Consider the following 18,801-nt stretch of genomic DNA (forward strand, 5'->3'; position numbering starts at 1 on the left):
ATGGGCTTTCGCAACATATCGGCATGGTCGATCCGGAACCCGGTACCGCCGCTGGTGCTGTTCATCGCGCTGACGATCGCCGGGATCGTCAGCTTCATGCGGATGGACGTGAACCAGGACCCGGACATCGAATTCCCGGTCGCGATCGTCGTCATCAGCCAGCCGGGCGCGGCGCCCACCGAACTGGAAACGCAGGTCACCCAGCGGGTCGAGGCCGCGGTGCGCGCGCTCCAAGGCATCGACCAGATCGAATCGACCGTCACCGAAGGGTCGTCGCAGACCGTCATCCAGCTCGACATCGGCACGCCGATCGACCGCGCGGTCAACGACGTGCGCGAGGCCGTGAACCAGATCCGCAGCCAGTTGCCCGACGGCATCCTCGAACCGCAGGTGTTCCGCGCCAACACGACCGACAAGGACTTGGCGTCGTGGACCGCGATCGCCGACGACATGACCGCCGAACAGCTCAGCTGGTATGTCGACAATACCGTCGCCAAGGAATTGCTGTCGATCGAGGGCATGGCGACCGTCGAGCGCGTCGGCGGCGTCGACCGCGAAATCCGCGTGACGCTGGACCCCGCGCGGTTGCAGGCACAGGGGCTGACCGCGAGCCAGGTCAACCAGGCGCTGCGCCAGGTCAATCTGAACGCGGCGGGCGGACAGGCGGAGATCGCCGGGTCGCAGCAATCGGTCCGCGTGCTGGGCAACGCCGCCACCGCCTATGCCCTGTCGCAGACGCAGGTGCCGGTCGCCGGTGGCCGTTCGGTCCGCTTGGCCGACATCGCCGAGGTCCGCGACGCCTATGCCGAACCCAAGAGCCGCGCCGAATATAACGGCCGCCCGGTGCTGGCGTTCGACATCAAGCGCGCGAAGGGCGCTTCGGACGTCACCGTCTTCCACGAGGCGGAACAGAAGCTCGCCGACCTGCAGAAGCGCAACCCGCAGGTCCGCTTCGCGCTGCTGTCCAATTCGGTCAAGTTCACCGAGATTCAATATCATTCGGCGATGACCGCGATGTATGAAGGCGCGCTGCTCGCCATCATCGTCGTGTTCATCTTCCTGCGCGACTGGCGCGCGACCTTCATCTCGGCGCTGGCCATCCCGCTGTCGGCGATCCCCGCCTTCTGGTTCATGGACATGCTGGGCTTCACGCTCAACCAGATGACGCTGCTCGCGCTCAGCCTGGTCGCGGGCGTGCTGGTCGACGACGCGATCGTGGAGATCGAGAATATCGTCCGCCACATGCGCATGGGCAAATCCGCCTATCAGGCATCGATCGACGCGGCGGACGAAATCGGCATCGCCGTGCTGGCGACCACCATGGCGATCGTCGCGGTGTTCCTGCCGGTCGGGCTGATGCCGGGCATTTCGGGCCAGTTCTTCAAGAATTTCGGCCTGACCGTCGTCGCGTCGGTGCTGATGAGCCTTGCGGTCGCGCGCCTCATCACCCCGATGATCGCCGCCTATTTCCTCAAGGCGCACGGGTCGGCCAGCCACGGCGAAGGCTGGCTGATGGACCGGTATATGAGCGTACTGCGCTGGACGCTGCGCCATCGCTGGTCGACCATCGTCGCCGGCATCGCCGCACTGGCGCTGACCGTCGTCATGTTCATGGTCCTGCCCCAGACGTTCCAGCCGCCGCAGGACCGGGACCGGGTGACCGCCAGCATCGAAATGGTGCCCGGCACCACGCTGGAACAGACCGCCGCCGTCGTGAAGCGCGTCGAAAAGCTGTTGCAGGGCCAGCCGCTGGTCAAGTCCGTCTATTCGTCGAGCTATGCCGGCAATGGTCGCGTGACCGCCGAACTGATCGACAAGCCGAGCTTCGGCGAGCGGGTGCGCCATACGCTCGGCCTGATGGACGATGCGACCTATGACGCGATGCGGATGGTCAAGAGCACCGAGTTCGAACGCGGCCTCGCCCCCGAACTGGCGGCGATCCCCGATGCGCGGGTGTCGTTCCGGTCGCAGTTCGGCTGGGGCGGGTCCAGCCGCGACCTGTCGATCACGCTGGGCGGAGACGATCCGGTCAAGCTGAACGAGACCGCGAACAAGCTGGTCAAGGAGATGGAAAAGCTGCCGATGGTCGTCGCGCCGCGCGTGTCGGGCGACCTGAAGCGGCCGGAGATCATCATCCGTCCGCGCAGCGACCTCGCCGCCAGCCTGGGGGTAACCACCGCCGCGCTGTCGGGTGCGATCCGCATCGCGACGCTGGGCGACATCGACCAGAACAGCGCGCGCTTCTCGCTGAGCGACCGGCAGATTCCGATCCGCGTCGCCCTGTCGCGCGACGCCCGCTCGCGGCTGTCGACGATCCAGAACCTGCCCGTGCCGACCGCCAATGGCGGATCGGTGCCGCTGTCGGTCGTCGCCGACATCGGCTTCGGCGCCGGCCCGACCAAGATCGACCGCATCAACCAGCAGCGTCGCCTGGTCGTCGGTGCCGATCTGGCGCCGGGCGTGGTGACCGGGGTCGCGCAAAAGGCGATCCACGCCCTGCCGACGATGCAGAACCTGCCGCTCGGCGTCACCGAACTGACCGTGGGTCAGGCGAAGTGGCAGAGCGAGATGATCCAGAACTTCATCGTCGCGGTGATCTCCGGCATCTTCCTCGTCTTCGCGGTGCTGGTGCTGCTCTACAAGCGGGTGATGCCGCCGTTCGTGAACATGGGGTCGCTGTTCCTCGCACCGCTGGGCGGGCTGCTGGCGCTGTGGGTGACGGGCAACCCGATCTCGATGCCGGTCTATATCGGGCTGCTGATGCTGCTCGGCATCGTCGCCAAGAACTCGATCCTGCTGATCGATTTCTCGCTGGAGGAGATGGAGAAGGGCGTCGACAAGGAGGTCGCGATCCTCGACGCCGGGCACAAGCGCGCCCAGCCGATCGTGATGACCACGGTCGCGATGGTCGCGGGCATGGTGCCGACCGCGCTGGCGCTGTCGGGGGACGCGTCCTCCCGTGGACCGATGGGGATCACCGTGATCGGCGGGCTGACGCTGTCGACGCTGCTGACGCTGTTGATCGTGCCGGGGGCGTTCAGCCTTGCCGTCGGCCTCGAACGCTGGGTCGGCCCACGCCTCTCGCGTCGTCTGCTCACCTATCGTCCGGGCGATGCCGACGGCTTAGCGATCGATCACAAGCCCGGCGCGCCGCTGCCGCCGGGCGAGGGGCCGAAGTCGCTGCCCGCGGCGGAGTAGAATCTGCCCTCTCCCTGCTCGCAGGCGTCACCCCAGCGCAGACTGGGGTGACGTTTTCGGACAGGACGACGGACAACCCCTATTGAACTTTCCGGCCACCCGGCGATTGTTTCGGGAATGGCATCATCCCCAAGCATCGCCCGCGCCGGCGACGCGGTCCCTGCCCCGCTGCGCCGGATGCGACGGCTCGCCACCTTCATGCTGGTGGCGATGGCGGCGCTGTTCCTGCTGTCGCGCCGGATGGAGGGCGTGCATCCCGCCTGGGGCTTCGTCCAGGCCTTTGCCGAGGCGGCGATGGTCGGCGGCCTTGCCGACTGGTTCGCGGTCACCGCGCTGTTCCGCCATCCGCTGGGGCTGCCCATCCCGCACACCGCGATCATTCCGCGCAACAAGGACCGGATCGGCAATACGCTGGCCGCGTTCCTGCGCGACAATTTCCTGACCGCGCGGGTCGTCGCGCGCCGGATGCACCGCGTCGATGCGGCGGGCGTGGCGGGCAGGTGGCTGGCCGATCCGGCGGCGCGCAGCGGCCGGCTGCGCCATGGTGCCTCGCGGCTGGCGACCAACATCCTCGAGGGCCTCGACCCCGACCAGTTCGGGACAATGGTGCGCGGCGCGCTCGCGAACCGGCTGCGCGCGATGCAGGTTTCGCCGGCGCTGGGGCGTACGCTGGAAGCCGCGATCGCCGATGACCGGCATCTGCCGCTGGTGGATGCGATCATCCGCTGGACGTCCAAGACACTCGACGCCAACGAAGAACTGGTCCGCGCGATGATCCAGAAGCGTGCCGGCGCGGTGCTGCGCTGGACCGGGCTGGACGAGACGCTGGCGACGTCGGTGGTGAAGGGCCTGCACAAGATGCTGGCCGACGTCGCCGAAGATCCCGAACACCCCTTGCGCGCCAAGGCGAACGAGGGGCTGGCGCTGCTCGCCCACGACCTGCAGCATATCCCCGATGTGCAGGCCAAGGTCGAACGGCTGAAGAACGACCTGATCGACAATCCGGCGCTTGCCGGCTGGTGGATGGGCGTGTGGGAAAAGATTCGCGGCGGACTGCTGCGCGCCGCGCGCGATCCCGACCGCGCGCTTGCCGGCCCGATCGGGGAGGCGATGCGCCAGCTCGGCCAGACGCTGCAATCCGATGCGATGCTGAAGGCCAAGGTCAACCGCTTCGTCCGCCGCGCGGTCGTCGGCGGGGTCGCCGATTATGGCGACGGCATCGTCCGGTTGGTGTCGGACACGGTGCGCGGCTGGGATGCGCAGACCATCACCGGACGGCTGGAGAATGCGGTCGGTCGCGACCTGCAATATATCCGCATCAATGGCACGCTGGTCGGCGGGATGGTCGGGCTGGCGATCCACGTGGTCGATATGTGGTTGTAGGTTGCGATTGCCCCCGAGGCATCGGTGATCTGGTGCACGCGGCGGCGGGGAAAAGAAGAAAGGATGTTTTCGCGCAGAGGCGCAGAGAGCGCGGAGGGTTGGTGCAGCGGGCGATTGCGGTCTGTCTGGCGAAGCCTCTTCTTTTCAGGCGAAGAGCCGCAGTCGCGGCTTGCATATCCCCTCTGCGCTCTCTGCGCCTCTGCGCGAAAACAATCTTCTCCGCGCCTCCGCGTGAATCAGATCGTCCTTCCTGCTACATGACCGAAGCCGATTTCTGCCGGAGCGACGATAGGGGGAGATCGAATCGTTACGCCCCTGCGGCTTGAGCATCGCACCGGCGGCGCTATACGCACGCCATGGTTCGCCTTTCGTTCGCCGGTCACGCCTTTGATGCCCTGCCCGCCGGTGCGCTGTTCTGGCCGGCGCGGCGTGCGCTGCTGCTCGCCGACCTGCATTTCGAGAAGGCCAGCTGGTTCGCCCAGTTCGGGCAGATGCTGCCCCCCTATGACACGTTGGAAACGCTGGCGGGGATCGAGGCGGTGGTCGCGCGGACGCGGCCGGCGGAAATCTGGTGCCTGGGCGACAGTTTCCACGATATCGGCGGGTGCGACCGGCTGTCGGAGGAAGCGCAGACGCGGCTGCGGGCGCTGACCAGCGGGGCGGACTGGACGTGGATCACCGGCAATCACGACCGCATCGTCGCCGATCATTGCGGCGGGCGAGTGGTCGATGAAGCGGTGGTCGATGGCGTGGTGCTGCGCCACGAGGCCGATCCGGTCGAGACGCGGCCGGAAGTGTCGGGCCATTTCCACCCCAAGCTGCGCGTCAGGCTGCGCGGGCGCGGCGTCTCGCGGCGCTGCTTCGTCGCGACGGCGCGCAAGCTGATCCTGCCGGCCTTCGGATCGCTGACCGGCGGGCTGGATGCGCATCATCCGGAAATCGTGCGGGCGGTCGGCAGCGGCGCGGAAGCGCTGATCGCGCTGGAGGATCGGCTGTTGCGCTTTCCGATCGCGGCGTAGATAAGTCCCATCCGTCGACGTACCCCGGCGAAGGCCGGGGTCCAGTTGGGCAACGTCAGCGGCACCATCGACATCGCACCGTAACTGGACCCCGGCCTTCGCCGGGGTACAAAAGGAGTTTCGCGCGTTCACTATCGCGTGGAACCGTATCGCTGCGCGGGCGAGACCTCTGCGAAAATAGCTCGCTCAGCCGCAAATTCGCCGCGCCCCCGCGCAGGCCGGGATACGCGAAGCGGCGTGACGGAGCGTCCTACAACCCCGAAGCGAAACTCAGTTCGAGTTCCTTGGCATTGGCCGGCACGTCCAGCGCTGCGCTGTTGAAGGTCAGGCTGCCGCTCGGTCCGATGACCCGCGTCTGCGGCTTGATCGTCCAGCTGTAGACGTCGCGATTCTGGCTGTCCTTCAGCACCGCGCGGATGTCGGGAATGCGCTGGCGGCTGCCGGTTTCGTTGATGATCCGCCCCGATACGGCGAACAGTTCGTTGCCGCTGGACAACAGCCGACGTTCGGGCGTGTTGATCGCGAATTTCAGCGCGTCGCTGGCGCCGGACGCGATCGGCAGGCCCAGTTGTTCGGCGATGCCCGGCGTGCCGGTATAGAGGATACCCCCGCAGGCGGCGAGCATCGCCACGCCGGCGGCGACCGCCATCGCGGTGCGGCGGCGCGCCGGGTTCCGGCGCGGGACGAACGGCGCCTGGTGCGCGAAAGCGTTGATCGGCTCGCCCCGCTCGGCCCGCTCGGCCTCCGGATCGACATAGCGCCGCGGTTCGGTGCTGCGCGCGCGCAGCGGCGCGGGACGCGGCGTATCGGCATAGGGAAGCTCGGGCGCGGCGGCCGTCGGCGCGTGGGCAACCGTGCGGGGGCGCGGCGCGTCGGCGACCGCATCCGCCATCGCCGGCTGGGGCGCCGGCGCCGGTTCGCCGGGCGGCGTGACGGCGGCGGTGGTGCCGAGGTCGAGCATCGCCGGCGGCTGGAACCAGCTATGCCGGCATCCGGCGCAACGCACGGTGCGCCCGGCCGGGCCGATCGCGGAGTCGGCGACCAGATACCGCATATGGCATTGCGTACATTCGAGGATCATTGCGTCCCCTGCCCCCTGCATGGGCCGCGCCGGGCCGCGACATGCGGGGCCAACGGGGCGCGACTGAAATCCAAGGGTTAAATCTACGGCGGGTTGCCGGTCCAAGGCAAGGCGCGATTGCGTGACGCTTGAGACAATCGCCCCCGTGTGCGATGGGCTGAGGACCGGTGGAAGCAAGGGCGCCCGTGGCCAGCATCGTTCAGTTCGAAAATGTCGGTCTTCGCTACGCCCAGGGGCCGGAAACGCTGAGCGATGTCAGCTTTTCGCTGAGCGCCGGGACCTTCCATTTCCTGGTCGGTGCATCGGGCGCGGGCAAGACGTCGCTGCTGCGGCTGCTCTATCTGTCGCAGCGGCCCAGCCGGGGCGTGATCCGCCTGTTCGGCGAAGATATGGTGACCTCCCCGCGCAGCCGCCTGCCGGGATTTCGCCGTCGCATCGGCGTGGTGTTCCAGGACTTCCGCCTCGTCCCGCATCTGTCCGCGCGCGACAATATCGCGCTGCCCCTGCGCGTGGCGGGGATGCCGGAGGAGGATATTGCCGAGCCGGTGGGCGAGATGCTGGCCTGGGTCGGCCTTACCGATCGCGCCGACGCCCGCCCGCCGACCTTGTCGGGCGGGGAGCAGCAGCGCGTCGCCATCGCCCGCGCGGTCATCAACCGCCCGGAAATCCTCGTCGCCGACGAACCGACCGGCAACGTCGATCCCGACATGGCCGAACGGTTGCTGAAGCTGTTCGCCTCGCTCAACCGGCTGGGCACGACGGTCGTGATGGCGACCCACGACCATCACCTGCTCGACCGGGTACCCGATGCGCGGCTGATGCAGCTCGATCGCGGGCGACTGATCGACGGCATGGGCGTACGTGTCCCATGACGGCACGGGTGGGCGCACAGCCGCTGCTCGACGACCGGCAGGGTCGGCGGGCGATGGTGTGGATCATGGCGATCATGATCTTCCTGACGACGCTCAGCGCGGCGCTGGGCCTGTCGACGCGCAACGCCGGCGGGGCGCTGGACCGGCAACTGGCCGCCCGGCTGACGGTGCAGGTGATCGAGGGCGACGCGGCGACGCGCGATGCCGAGGTCGTCCGCCTGCTCGGCCGGCTAAAGGCATCGGCCGATGTGACCCGCGCGGCGGAGGTCGACCGCGCCCGGCTGGCCGAATTGCTGCGCCCGTGGCTGGGGGAAGCGGGGCTGGACGCCGACCTGCCGATGCCGGCGATGATCGATGTCGACTTGCGGAGCGGCGACGACGCGGCGGTCGCGCGGGTGGAGGCGCTGGCGAAGAGCGTCGGCGAGGGCATCCGGGTCGATCGCCATGCGACCTGGCTGGCCCCGGTGCGCGCGTTCGTCGGGGCGATCGGCCTCACCGCCTTCGCGCTGGTGCTGGTGATGGCCAGCGCCACCGCCGCCGTCGTGCTGCTCGTTGCACGGGCGGGGCTTGATACCCATCGCGGTACGATCGACATCCTGCATATGCTGGGTTCGACCGACCTTCAGATCGCGCGCCTGTTCCAGCGCCGCATCGGGCAGGATACGCTGACCGGCGGGCTGATCGGCGGACTGGCCGGCGGGCTGGTAGTCGTGGCGCTGGGCGAGCGGATGGCGAGGCTGGAGTCGCAGCTGGTCGACGGCGTGACGCTGGCGCCGCTCGACTGGGCGGTGGTCGCGGCGCTGCCCTTCGCCTTTACCGGCCTTGCCATGCTGGCAGCGCGCGTCGCGGTGCTGCGGCGACTGGCGCGGGTGCTGTGATGGGGCGGGTCCTCGCGGTCGCGCTGCTGCTCTATGCGCTGGGCTTCGCGGTATTTGCGGTGACGTTGCCGACGCCGCTCGCCGATCCGCGCCGCACCGATGGCGTGGTGGTGCCGACCGGCGGCCCCGGCCGGATCGAGCGCGGCCTGGCCGTGATCGAACGCGGCGAGGCGAAGCGGATGCTGGTCACCGGGGTCGACCCCGATGTCCGGCCGGCCGAGCTGGCCGCCGCGAACGGCGCGCCGCGCCGGCTGTTCCGCTGCTGCGTCGACCTGGGCCATGAGGCGGTCGATACCCGGTCGAACGCCGACGAGACCGCCGACTGGGTGCGGCGCAACCGCTATCGCTCGGTCCGGCTAGTGACCTCCAACTGGCATATGGCCCGCGCGGCGATGGAGTTGCGCCACGCGCTGGGCAATTCGGTGGAGGTCGTGCGCGATCCGGTAACCGCCAATCCCGGCTTCGCGCTGCTGTTCGGCGAATATAACAAATATCTGGTGCGGGGATTGGTGATGCGGCTGGGGATCGACCTGTGATCGCGTGGGTCCGCACGGTGATCTTTCGCATCCTGTTCTATGGCGCATCCGTGCCGATCGTGCTCAGCGCGCCGCTGTCGGCGCGGTTCGGGCGGCGCGCGATGCATGTCCACGCCCATGTGTGGATCGCTACCCACCGCTTCCTCGCCCGCTGGATTCTCGGCGTGCGGGTGCGGATCGAGGGCAAGCGCCCGGCCGGCACCTATCTGTTCGCGGTCAAGCATCAGGCGATGTTCGAAACGCTGGAAATGGCGCAGCGGATCGACGGCCCGCTGATCGTGATGAAGCGCGAGCTGATCGACATGCCCTTCTGGGGCCGTACCGCCCGCGCGTATGGCGCGATCGGCGTCGACCGCGATGCGTCGTCCAAGGCGCTGCGCCAGATGCTGAAGGAAGCCGCCGTGGCGCGGGCCGAAAACCGCTCGGTGCTGATCTTCCCCGAAGGTACGCGGGTCGCGGTCGGCGCAGCCCCGCCGCTACGCTCGGGCTTTGCCGGGCTGTACAAGGCGCTTAACATGCCGGTGGTTCCGGTGGCGCTCGACAGCGGCCACTGTATGCCGCGCAAGGGGCCGAGCCGGCCGGGAGTCATCACCATCCGCTTCCTCGACCCCATTCCGGCAGGGTTGCCGCGCGAGGAGATCGAGGCGCGGGTCCATGCGGCGATCAATGCGCTGGAGCCGGCGGCGGGTGATACACCTCTAGCCGAATAACATGCCCCCCGTTCGTCCTGAGTAGCCGCTGAGCTTGTCGAAGCGGCGTATCGAAGGACTGCCAAGGGTGCTTCGATACGGGTCTTCGACAAGCTCAGCCCCTACTCAGCACGAACGGATAGGGTTCATGCCATCAAGGGTCTACCGAACCGTCCGAATACGCGCTTGCAGCCACGATTTAAGCCAAGCCAAAGCCAATCCGACCGGGATTGAAACCGCAACAAGCAGACCAACCGATTGCAACGCAGACCAGCCCCGCTGCTTTGCGAACCCGAGAAACAGACAGGTGAAAACAAGGCCCAGCAGGCTGAAGCCGTAGTCGTAGAGATCAGGTCCGCGTCCGCGCATCGTTGAAGGATACCGTCGGATGGCGAAGCCAGCAATCTAGGGAACCGTACATCGAATGCCCCTCACCCCGCCGCCTTCTTGACCGCGCGATATGCGTGCAGCAACGGTTCGGTATAGCCGTTCGGCTGTTCCAGCCCCTCGAATACCAGCGCCCGCGCCGCCTGTAGCGCGATGCCGCCGGCCAGCGGGCGGTACGCCGGGTCGCCCGCATTCTGCGCATCGACCTTCACCGCCATCCGTTCGAACGCGGCATCGACATCGGCCGGCGTGCAGACCCCGTGCAGCAGCCAGTTCGCGACATGCTGCGACGAAATGCGCAGCGTCGCGCGGTCCTCCATCAGCCCGATGTCGTGGATGTCGGGCACCTTCGAACAGCCGATCCCCTGATCGATCCAGCGGACCACATAGCCCAGGATGCCCTGGACGTTGTTGTCCAGTTCCCGCGCAACCTCCGCCGCGTCCCAGTTGCGCCCGATCGCGATCGGCAGCGTCAGCAGCCGGTCGAGCGACGCGACCGGTTCGGCCGCGCGCGCCGTTTGTCGCTGCGCAACATCGACCGCGTGGTAATGCAGCGCATGCAGCGTGGCGGCGGTGGGTGATGGGACCCAGGCGGTGCTCGCCCCGCTCATCGGGTGCGCCACCTTCTGCACCAGCATGTCGCCCATCCGGTCGGGCGCGGCCCACATGCCCTTGCCGATCTGCGCCCGCCCGCCCAGGCCACAGGCGAGGCCGATCTGCACGTTGCGATCCTCATAGGCCGCGATCCAGTCGGCCCCCTTCATCTCGCCCTTCGGGATCATCGCCCCGGCGTGCATCGCGCTGTGCAGTTCGTCACCGGTGCGGTCGAGAAAGCCGGTATTGATGAACACGATCCGGTGCCGCACCGCATGGATGCACGCGGCGAGGTTGGCCGAGGTCCGCCGTTCTTCGTCCATCACCCCGACCTTGATCGTGTGGCGCGGCAGGATCAGCAGGTCCTCGACCGCATCGAACAGCCGGTCGGTGAAGGCGACCTCCTCCGGCCCATGCTGCTTGGGCTTGACGATGTAGATCGATCCGGCGCGGCTGTTGGCGCGCGCGCCGTTCAGGTCGTGCAGCGCGATCAGGCTGGTAACGATCGCGTCGAGAATGCCTTCCGGCGCTTGCGTGCCATCGGGCAGGCGGACGGCGGGCGTCGTCATCAGATGCCCGACATTGCGCACGAACAACAGCGAGCGCCCCGACAGCACCAGCTCCCCGCCCGCCGGCGTCGCATAATGCCGGTCGTCGGCCAGCGTCCGCGTGACGCTCCGCCCGCCCTTGGCAAAACTGGCGGTCAAGGTTCCCTGCATCAGCCCCAGCCAATTGGCATAGGCGGCGACCTTGTCCGCGGCATCGACCGCCGCGACCGAATCCTCGAGGTCGCAGATGGTGGTGAGCGCGGATTCCAGCAGGATGTCGGCAAGGCCCGCCGGATCACCGCCGCCGACCGGGTGCGCGCGGTCGATCACCAGTTCGATATGCAGCCCGTGATGGCGCAGCAGCAGATTGTCGCCCGCCCGCCCGACCAACTGCGTGCGGTCGGCAAGGTCGGGGGTGCCGCCGCGCCAGTCGCGCCAGCTGCCGTGCGCCAACGGCACCGCGTCGTCGAGAAACGCCTTCGCCCGAGCGATCACCTGTCGTCCGCGTTCGGCATCATAGCCGCCCGGTGCGGGCGTGCCGGGAATGGCATCGGTGCCGTACAGCGCATCGTACAGGCTACCCCAGCGCGCATTGGCGGCGTTGAGCAGGAAGCGGGCGTTGAGGATCGGCACGACCAGTTGCGGCCCGGCCAACGTCGCGATCTCCGGATCGACATCTGCCGGGTCGACCGTGAACGGCGCCGGTTCATCGACCAGATAGCCGATGTCGCGCAGGAACGCCGCCTGTTCCGCCGGTTCGATCGCCGTCCCCTGGCGCTCGGCGAACCATACGTCGAGCTGCGCCTGCAACTGGTCGCGGTGCCTGAGCAGATCGCGATTGTCAGGCGCGAAGCGGGTGAGAATCGCGGCGGTGCCTTCCCAGAACGAGTCGGCGGGAATGCCGGTGCCGGGGAGCGCGTCGCGTTCGAGGAAATCGGCCAGTTCGGCCGCGACCTGTAATCCGGCGCGCTCGACAAAGACTTCCGGCATACGACTTCTCCCTTGCGTCATCCCGGCGCAGGCCGGGATCCATGGTCGCGAAACGCATCGAACGATCCGCCACGTCCCGCATCCGTGGATTCCGGCTTTCGCCGGAATGACGCTTCTTGAGAGGAGCATACCGGCTCGCCTTTCCTAGCGGAACTATCCATAATCACAGTACAGCCATGCCGATGAGGAACGAATGCCGCTCGATCCTGACCACGAACTGTTCGCCGCGATCCTCGATACCGGCAGCATCGCCGCCGCCGCGCGCGTGCTCGACACCTCGCCGGCGATGGTATCGAAACGCCTCGCCCGGTTCGAGGCGCGGCTGGGCACGCGGCTGATCGAGCGGACCACGCGGCGGCTGCATCCGACCCCGGTCGGGGCACAACTCCACGCCGATCTGACCCCGATCCTGTCGGCGCTGGCCGCCGCCGAAGCGCGGGTGACCGGCGCCGCCGCCGCGCCGGCCGGTCCGCTGCGGATCGCCGCGCCGACCTCGTTCGCGCGGCTGCATATTGCGCCGCATCTGGGCGACTTCCTGCGCGACCATCCGGCGGTGCAGCTCGAACTGTCGCTGGCCGACGGCTATGTCGATCTGGCGGCCGAGCGGATCGATTGCGCGATCCGCATCACCGCCGACCCACCCGCCGGCATGATCGCGCGGCGGCTGGCGGACAATCGTCGCGTCGTCTGCGCCAGTCCCGCCTACCTCGCCGACCATGGCGTTCCGGCCCATCCAAAAGCATTGGGCGACCACCGGCTGCTGGCCGCCGAGGGACAGTTGCCATGGACGCTGCTGCGCCCCGGCGGCCGGGTGCAGGTGACCGGTCGCAGTCATGTCCGCACCAATTCCAGCGAGATCGTCCGCGAACTGGCACTGGCCGGTGTGGGTATCGCGCTGCGCTCGCTCTGGGATGTCGGCCGCGCGCTGGCCGATGGGCGACTGGTCCGCGTGCTGCCGGCATGGGAGGGACCGCGCGACCTGGCGATCCACGCCATCCATGCGCCCGATCCGCGCCCGGCAGTAACCGCCTTCGTCGACCACCTCGCCGCGCGATGGTCGCCGCCGCCTTGGGAGACGCTTGACTCACTTGCTGCTTCGGATCAGACTGGTATCAATTGATACGAACTGGATAGGATGCAGCCGTGGAACACATGGACGTCAACCCGATGGGCCTCGACGGATTCGAATTCTGCGAATTCACCGCCCCCGACCTCGACCGCATGGCCGCCCAGCTCGAACAGTTCGGCTTCGTCGCCGCATCGAAGCACCCCACCCGCGACGTGGTCCGCTACAAGCAGGGCCGCATCAACCTGCTCCTGAACCGCATTCCCGACACTCATGCTGCGGACTTTGCTGCGCAGCACGGTCCCTCCGCCTCGGGCATGGCGTTCCGCGTGGCGGATGCGAAGGCGGCGTTCGACGCAGCGGTGGCGCGCGGTGCAAAGCCTGCCGACGCTTCGCGCGGGGTGCTGGGCGAAGGCTATGCGCTGGAGGGGATCGGCGGGTCGATGCTGTATCTGGTCGACCGGCACGGTGCGGCCGGATCGCTGTACGATGACTGGGAACAGGTGCCGGGCGCTGCGGAAGCGGAAGCCGCGAACAATGTCGGCCTCGACCTGCTCGATCACCTGACCCATAACGTGAAGCGCGGGCAGATGCGCACCTGGTCGACCTTCTACAACCAGATCTTCGGGTTCGAAGAGCAGAAGTATTTCGACATCAAGGGCAAGGCGACCGGCCTGTTCAGCCAGGCGATGATCGCGCCGGACAAGGCGATCCGCATCCCGCTGAACGAAAGCCAGGACGACAAGAGTCAGATCGAGGAATTCATCCGCGACTACAATGGCGAGGGCATCCAGCACCTTGCCTTCACCACCGACGATATCTTCGAGACGGTGGAAAAACTGCGGGCGCGCGGCGTCAAGCTGCAGGACACGATCGAGACCTATTACGAACTGGTCGACAAGCGCGTGCCTGGCCATGGCGAGGACCTCGAACGCCTGCGCCGCAACCGCATCCTGATCGACGGCAATGTCGGCGAGGAAGGGTTGCTGTTGCAGATATTCACCGAACCGATGTTCGGGCCGATCTTCTTCGAGATCATCCAGCGCAAGGGGAATGAAGGCTTCGGCAACGGCAATTTCCAGGCGTTGTACGAAAGCATCGAGCTGGATCAGATCCGGCGGGGCGTCATCACGGTCGATGCCTGACCAAGACCGAAGCGGCGCTTCGGTCGCGGTGCAGCGCGCAGGCGCTGCCGTCGACCGGCCAGCGCGAGCGGAGCCGGGCCACAAGGCGCGGCTTCGCCGCGACTGACGGCCCGGCGGTCGGGCGGTCGGGCGAAACGACCACTCCTCCCCGCCCGCGGGGAGGGGGGACCAGCGAAGCTGGTGGAGGGGGGCATCCACCAGCGGACCATGTGCGGCCAGCCCCCTCCACCGTTCGCGATGCGAACGGTCCCCCTCCCCCGTTCCGGGGAGGATTGATGAGGTGACCATGACCTACCACCCCGGTTTCGCCAACCACATCGCCACCGAAGCCGTACCCGGCGCGCTGCCGATCGGCCGCAACAGCCCGCAGCATGTCCCCTTCGGTCTCTATGCCGAACAGCTGTCCGGCACCGCCTTCACCGCGCCGCGCAGCGAGAACCGCCGCTCGTGGCTCTATCGCCTGCGCCCGACCGCCAACCATGGCGCGTTCGTGCCCTACACCGGCGCCCATCTTCTCAAATCCGCGCCCGTCGACACGCCGCCCAGCCCCAACCGGATGCGCTGGGACCCGCTGCCCATGCCGACCGAACCGACCGACTGGGTCGACGGCCTCGTCACCTATGGCGCGACCGGCGACGTCGCGACGCAGAGCGGGGTCGGCATTCATCTCTATGCCGCGAACCGGGACATGGAGCGTGCCTTCTTCTCGGCCGATGGCGAGTTGCTGATCGTGCCGCAGCAGGGTTCGCTCGCGATCGACACCGAACTCGGCCGGATCGACATCGCCCCATTGCAGATCGCGCTAATCCCGCGCGGGGTCCGCTTCCGCATGAAGCTGCCCGACGGCACGGCGCGCGGCTATGTCTGCGAGAATTACGGTAGCCTGTTCCGCCTTCCCGACCTCGGACCGATCGGGGCCAACGGCCTCGCCAACCCGCGCGACTTCGAAACGCCGTCCGCCTGGTTCGAGGACCGCGACACGCCTTGCGAGGTCGTCCAGAAATTCCAGGGCGGGTTATGGACGACCACGCTCGATTATTCGCCGTTCGACGTGGTGGCATGGCATGGCAATCTCGCGCCGTGCCGCTACGACCTGACGCGCTTCAACGCGATCAACACCGTCAGCTTCGACCATCCCGATCCGTCGATCTTCACCGTGCTGACCGCGCCCAGCGAGACGCCGGGCACCGCCAATTGCGACTTCGTGATCTTCCCGCCGCGCTGGATGGTGGCGGAGGACACGTTCCGCCCACCGTGGTTCCACCGCAACGTTATGAGCGAGTTCATGGGGCTGGTGACCGGCGCCTATGACGCGAAGGAAGGCGGCTTCGCCCCCGGCGGGGCCTCGCTCCACAACCAGATGAACGGCCACGGCCCCGATCAGGCAAGCTATGAGAAGGCCGTCGCCGCCGAGCTGCAACCGCACCGCATCGCCGACACGATGGCGTTCATGTTCGAAACCCGCCACGTCGTCCGCCCGACGCCGTGGGCGATGGGCACGCCGACGATGCAGCTCGATTACGACGATGTGTGGACCGGCTTCGCCAAGGCGCGGCTGCCCGGATGACCGAAGATCGCGTCTTCGCGACGCCGGCGGGCGTGACGATCGGGCCGCTGACCGACATTCCCGACGGTACCGCACGCAACTACGTCCTGCAACTGCGCGCCGGGCGATTCCACGGCTTCGTCGTGCGGCAGGGCGACGCGGTGTTCGGCTATGCCGACCGCTGCCCGCATATGGGGCTGCCGCTCGCCCAGACGCTCGACGCCTATCTGACCCCCGATCGCAGCGCCATCACGTGCAGCTGGCACGCGGCGCTGTTCGCGATTGCTGATGGCCGGTGCCTCGGCGGCCCCTGCCCCGGCCAGTCGCTGACGGCGTGGCCGGTCACGGTCGTCGATGGGGCGATCGTCACCGCCTGAGGGTTGATCCCTTTGGCTGGAAACGTCGCCCCGGCGAGGGCTGGGCATCAAGCGGTTCCTGCTGCGCGCCATCACGGGGAGATTCCAGCCTTCGCTGGGATGACCTTCCGGTTCAACGACGCTAGGCCGCGACCGCCTCCGGCAGCGCGGTCAGCGTCGATCCCTGCCCGAGCTTCGCGCCATGGTCGCGCAGCCACGCATCCGCCGTCGCCCGGCCGAGGTCGCGCAGGGCATCCAGCTGCGACCGGCGCGTATCGATCTTGCCGGTCGGGCCGCGCGCGGCCAGCGCGTGCGGCGCTTCCATCAGGTGCAGGTTGGTATTGGCCAGCGCGGTGAAATTGTCGTCGATCGGCGGCGCGCGCCGGGCGATCGCCTGCACCTGCGTCAACGCCTTCAGATCGCGCAGCAGGCACGCGTTGAAACCGATATCGCTCATCCGCCCCATCACCTCGACCAGCGTTCCGGGCGTATCCTCCGCCGCGAACGGCGTGATCTGCACGATCAGCAAGTCGCTCTGCCCATGCCCGCCGAAGATCAGCGGTTCGAGCGCGGGATTGGCCGAGAAACCGCCATCCCAATAAGGTTCGCCGTCGATCGTCACCGGCCCGAACAGGTCGGGCAGGCACGCCGACGCCATCAGCGCATCCAGCGTGATCGCGTCATTGTCGAACAACCGCGCCGCCCCGGTCGCGACCCGGGTCGCGGCGATCGACAGCGGGATGGCCTGGCGGTCGGTCAGCAGCGACAGGTCGATGCTCGACTCCACCACCCGCCGGAGCGAGCGCATGTCGCGCAACCCCGGCGACAGCGGCGCGACATAGCGCCCCAGCAGCTTGCCGACCTCCAGCGAGCGGCGCAGCGCGGGTTCGAACAGCGGCGGCGTCCACATGCCCAGATCGAACGCCTGCAACGGCGAATTGCGCGACACCGTGTCCCATAACCGCTCCAGCGCGTCCCTTGCCCCCTGCCGCCCGCCGGCCACCAGCCCGCTGACCAGCGCCGCACCGTTCAGCGCACCCGCCGACGCGCCGCTGACCGCGACGATCGGCAGATCCTCCTCCAGCAGCCGGTCGAGTACGCCCCAGCCATAGGCACCATGCGCACCGCCCCCTTGTAGCGCGAGGGCGAGACGCGGCGTTGCGGATGATGCGGACATGGACGGTTCCTTCGATCGGGGGCGCGTCATGTTGCAACGCAGCAACCGTGGTTCGTATCCGGCCTGCGAGCAAGCGATGCCCGTTCAATAATTCGCCATGGCGACGGACCCCGCCCCGCCGCTCGCCGGTTGTCACCGTGACAAGTATCGAAAGGACCCTCATGCTCGAACATGTTCCGGGGTGGCTGGGCGGATTGCTGCGTAGCGTCCGCGCGGGCGCGTCCAAGCTGACCATCGTCGATCCGGCGCTGGGCAGCTTCGACAGCCTCGACCTCGCCAGCCTCGCCTTTACCGATGGCCAGCGTCTGCCCGAGCGCTTCACTGCCGATGGCGAGGGTGTGTCACCGCCGCTCCACTGGCGCGGCGTGCCGACGGGCGCGACCTCGCTGGCGCTGATCGTCGAGGATGCCGACGCCCCCTCGCCGCAACCTTTGGTCCACGCGATCCTGTGGGACATCGCCGCCGCCGACGGGCAACTGGCCGAGGGTGCGATCCGGCCCGATGGCGACGGCGACGCGGTGCATGGCGATGTCGGCCGCAACAGCTATCTGCGCGAAGGCTGGCTGCCACCCGACCCGCCGACCGGGCACGGCGAGCATCGCTACGCGTTCCAGCTATTCGCATTGAAGGACGCGCCGCATCTCGACCCCAACCCGGGGCGGGGCGCGGTGGTCGAGGCGATGGCCGGGCGAGTGCTGGCCGCCGGGCTGCTCACCGGCGTCTATTCGCGCGGCGAGCCGGCGGAAGTGGGGCCGGTCGGGGAAGTCGCCCCGGCCTAAATCCTCCCCGGCACGGGGAGGGGGACCAGCCGCAGGCTGGTGGAGGGGGGCGTCCGCAGACGGACGCTCGTGGAAAGCCCCCTCCACCACCGCTTCGCGGCGGTCCCCCTCCCCGTGCCGGGGAAGAGTTATCTCATACCGAAAAACGCTCGCGCAGTTCCAGCATCGCCAGCGCGGCCTTCGCTGCCTCGCCGCCCTTGTCCTTCTCGTCGCGTTTGGCGCGGGTCAGTGCCTGCGCCTCGTCCTCGACGGTCAGGATGCCGTTGCCGACCGGTACGCCCTCGAGGCTCAGGTTCATCAGCCCGCGCGCGCTTTCGTTGGCCACGACCTCGAAATGATAGGTCTCGCCGCGGATGATGACGCCCAGCGCGACGAACGCGTCATAGGTCTCGGCCGCATCGGCGATCGCGATCGCGCCGGGCACTTCCAGCGCGCCGGGCACGGTCACTGTTTCATGCTCGTGCCCCGCCGCCTCGATCGCGGCACGCGCACCGTCGAGCAGCAGGTCGTTCAGATGGTCGTAGAACCGGGCCTCGACGATCAGTATCTTCGCCATA

At 68.1% G+C, this 18,801-nt stretch carries 16 protein-coding genes; 12 read left to right on the forward strand and 4 right to left on the reverse strand.

The annotated features are described in order from the left end of the window. The 3 genes from ASE83_RS01265 to pdeM all read left to right on the forward strand — a co-directional run bounded on the left by ASE83_RS01265 (window position 1) and on the right by pdeM (window position 5,600). Window positions 1-3,198 (forward strand): efflux RND transporter permease subunit, encoded by a 3,198-nt coding sequence (locus ASE83_RS01265; protein WP_055787020.1) that lies wholly within the window; start codon window positions 1-3, stop codon window positions 3,196-3,198. Between the two features lie 117 nt (window positions 3,199-3,315). Continuing rightward, the gene (locus ASE83_RS01270; protein ID WP_235513163.1) at window positions 3,316-4,581 is read left to right on the forward strand and encodes a DUF445 domain-containing protein; all 1,266 of its coding nucleotides are present in this window, start codon (window positions 3,316-3,318) and stop codon (window positions 4,579-4,581) included. A gap of 356 nt (window positions 4,582-4,937) precedes the next feature. Beyond that, on the forward strand, window positions 4,938-5,600 hold the full coding sequence (gene pdeM / locus ASE83_RS01275; RefSeq protein WP_055787018.1) for a ligase-associated DNA damage response endonuclease PdeM: 663 nt from the start codon (window positions 4,938-4,940) through the stop codon (window positions 5,598-5,600). A 250-nt stretch (window positions 5,601-5,850) separates the two neighbouring features. On the opposite strand, the gene ASE83_RS01280 is transcribed toward pdeM, so the two are convergent. Further along, a complete protein-coding gene (locus ASE83_RS01280; protein WP_055787014.1) occupies window positions 5,851-6,681 on the reverse strand; it encodes a zinc-ribbon domain-containing protein in 831 nt (276 codons plus the stop codon). A gap of 185 nt (window positions 6,682-6,866) precedes the next feature. On the opposite strand from ASE83_RS01280, the gene ftsE reads away from it, so the two are divergent. Genes ftsE through ASE83_RS01300 form a run of 4 tightly spaced genes read left to right on the forward strand, consistent with a single transcriptional unit; the run spans window position 6,867 to window position 9,677 of the window. Continuing rightward, window positions 6,867-7,553 carry a cell division ATP-binding protein FtsE gene (ftsE, locus tag ASE83_RS01285; RefSeq protein WP_055787012.1) on the forward strand — a complete coding sequence of 229 codons (687 nt, stop codon included), beginning with the start codon at window positions 6,867-6,869 and terminating at the stop codon, window positions 7,551-7,553. Beyond that, window positions 7,550-8,431, forward strand: coding sequence for a cell division protein FtsX (locus tag ASE83_RS01290; RefSeq protein ID WP_055787009.1), 882 nt, complete (start codon window positions 7,550-7,552; stop codon window positions 8,429-8,431). Before ftsE ends, ASE83_RS01290 begins: the two co-directional genes overlap by 4 nt. Continuing rightward, window positions 8,428-8,967, forward strand: coding sequence for a YdcF family protein (locus ASE83_RS01295; RefSeq protein WP_055787005.1), 540 nt, complete (start codon window positions 8,428-8,430; stop codon window positions 8,965-8,967). The genes ASE83_RS01290 and ASE83_RS01295 overlap by 4 nt, the downstream gene beginning before the upstream one ends. After that, window positions 8,964-9,677 (forward strand): lysophospholipid acyltransferase family protein, encoded by a 714-nt coding sequence (locus tag ASE83_RS01300; protein WP_055787001.1) that lies wholly within the window; start codon window positions 8,964-8,966, stop codon window positions 9,675-9,677. The genes ASE83_RS01295 and ASE83_RS01300 overlap by 4 nt, the downstream gene beginning before the upstream one ends. Before the next feature lie 410 nt (window positions 9,678-10,087). On the opposite strand, the gene ASE83_RS01305 is transcribed toward ASE83_RS01300, so the two are convergent. Next, on the reverse strand, window positions 10,088-12,175 hold the full coding sequence (locus ASE83_RS01305) for a malate synthase G (protein WP_055786998.1): 2,088 nt from the start codon (window positions 12,173-12,175) through the stop codon (window positions 10,088-10,090). A gap of 193 nt (window positions 12,176-12,368) precedes the next feature. Here ASE83_RS01305 and ASE83_RS01310 point away from each other — a divergent pair, with 193 nt between their 5' ends. From ASE83_RS01310 to ASE83_RS01325, 4 genes are all read left to right on the forward strand, one after another. After that, window positions 12,369-13,295 (forward strand): LysR family transcriptional regulator, encoded by a 927-nt coding sequence (locus tag ASE83_RS01310; RefSeq protein ID WP_055786996.1) that lies wholly within the window; start codon window positions 12,369-12,371, stop codon window positions 13,293-13,295. A 32-nt stretch (window positions 13,296-13,327) separates the two neighbouring features. Further along, window positions 13,328-14,386 carry a 4-hydroxyphenylpyruvate dioxygenase gene (gene hppD, locus ASE83_RS01315; RefSeq protein WP_055786993.1) on the forward strand — a complete coding sequence of 353 codons (1,059 nt, stop codon included), beginning with the start codon at window positions 13,328-13,330 and terminating at the stop codon, window positions 14,384-14,386. Window positions 14,387-14,672: 286 nt separating this feature from the next. Beyond that, window positions 14,673-15,953 (forward strand): homogentisate 1,2-dioxygenase, encoded by a 1,281-nt coding sequence (hmgA, locus tag ASE83_RS01320; protein WP_055786990.1) that lies wholly within the window; start codon window positions 14,673-14,675, stop codon window positions 15,951-15,953. Beyond that, entirely contained in the window at window positions 15,950-16,309 is a 360-nt protein-coding gene (locus ASE83_RS01325) for a Rieske (2Fe-2S) protein (RefSeq protein ID WP_055786987.1), read from the forward strand. The genes hmgA and ASE83_RS01325 overlap by 4 nt, the downstream gene beginning before the upstream one ends. Before the next feature lie 121 nt (window positions 16,310-16,430). Here ASE83_RS01325 and ASE83_RS01330 read toward each other — a convergent pair whose 3' ends face one another. Continuing rightward, window positions 16,431-17,465, reverse strand: coding sequence for a patatin-like phospholipase family protein (locus ASE83_RS01330; RefSeq protein WP_235513162.1), 1,035 nt, complete (start codon window positions 17,463-17,465; stop codon window positions 16,431-16,433). Between the two features lie 161 nt (window positions 17,466-17,626). Between ASE83_RS01330 and ASE83_RS01335 the strand changes: the two genes are divergently transcribed. Beyond that, entirely contained in the window at window positions 17,627-18,244 is a 618-nt protein-coding gene (locus tag ASE83_RS01335) for a YbhB/YbcL family Raf kinase inhibitor-like protein (protein ID WP_055786985.1), read from the forward strand. Between the two features lie 133 nt (window positions 18,245-18,377). On the opposite strand, the gene ribH is transcribed toward ASE83_RS01335, so the two are convergent. Beyond that, window positions 18,378-18,800 (reverse strand): 6,7-dimethyl-8-ribityllumazine synthase, encoded by a 423-nt coding sequence (gene ribH / locus ASE83_RS01340; RefSeq protein WP_055786982.1) that lies wholly within the window; start codon window positions 18,798-18,800, stop codon window positions 18,378-18,380. Window position 18,801: the final 1 nt, after the last annotated feature.

The sequence above is a fragment of the Sphingomonas sp. Leaf32 genome (assembly GCF_001421765.1).
GTDB lineage: Bacteria > Pseudomonadota > Alphaproteobacteria > Sphingomonadales > Sphingomonadaceae > Sphingomonas.

What these genes read in the sequence shown, in the direction of transcription:
- ASE83_RS01265 (WP_055787020.1), top strand. Translation starts at nt 1, where the DNA reads ATGGGCTTTCGCAACATATCGGCATGGTCGATCCGGAACCCGGTACCG.
- ASE83_RS01270 (WP_235513163.1), top strand. Translation starts at nt 3,316, where the DNA reads ATGGCATCATCCCCAAGCATCGCCCGCGCCGGCGACGCGGTCCCTGCC.
- pdeM (WP_055787018.1), top strand. Translation starts at nt 4,938, where the DNA reads ATGGTTCGCCTTTCGTTCGCCGGTCACGCCTTTGATGCCCTGCCCGCC.
- ASE83_RS01280 (WP_055787014.1), bottom strand. Translation starts at nt 6,681, where the DNA reads ATGATCCTCGAATGTACGCAATGCCATATGCGGTATCTGGTCGCCGAC.
- ASE83_RS01290 (WP_055787009.1), top strand. Translation starts at nt 7,550, where the DNA reads ATGACGGCACGGGTGGGCGCACAGCCGCTGCTCGACGACCGGCAGGGT.
- ASE83_RS01305 (WP_055786998.1), bottom strand. Translation starts at nt 12,175, where the DNA reads ATGCCGGAAGTCTTTGTCGAGCGCGCCGGATTACAGGTCGCGGCCGAA.
- ASE83_RS01310 (WP_055786996.1), top strand. Translation starts at nt 12,369, where the DNA reads ATGCCGCTCGATCCTGACCACGAACTGTTCGCCGCGATCCTCGATACC.
- hppD (WP_055786993.1), top strand. Translation starts at nt 13,328, where the DNA reads ATGGACGTCAACCCGATGGGCCTCGACGGATTCGAATTCTGCGAATTC.
- hmgA (WP_055786990.1), top strand. Translation starts at nt 14,673, where the DNA reads ATGACCTACCACCCCGGTTTCGCCAACCACATCGCCACCGAAGCCGTA.
- ASE83_RS01325 (WP_055786987.1), top strand. Translation starts at nt 15,950, where the DNA reads ATGACCGAAGATCGCGTCTTCGCGACGCCGGCGGGCGTGACGATCGGG.
- ASE83_RS01330 (WP_235513162.1), bottom strand. Translation starts at nt 17,465, where the DNA reads ATGTCCGCATCATCCGCAACGCCGCGTCTCGCCCTCGCGCTACAAGGG.
- ASE83_RS01335 (WP_055786985.1), top strand. Translation starts at nt 17,627, where the DNA reads ATGCTCGAACATGTTCCGGGGTGGCTGGGCGGATTGCTGCGTAGCGTC.
- ribH (WP_055786982.1), bottom strand. Translation starts at nt 18,800, where the DNA reads ATGGCGAAGATACTGATCGTCGAGGCCCGGTTCTACGACCATCTGAAC.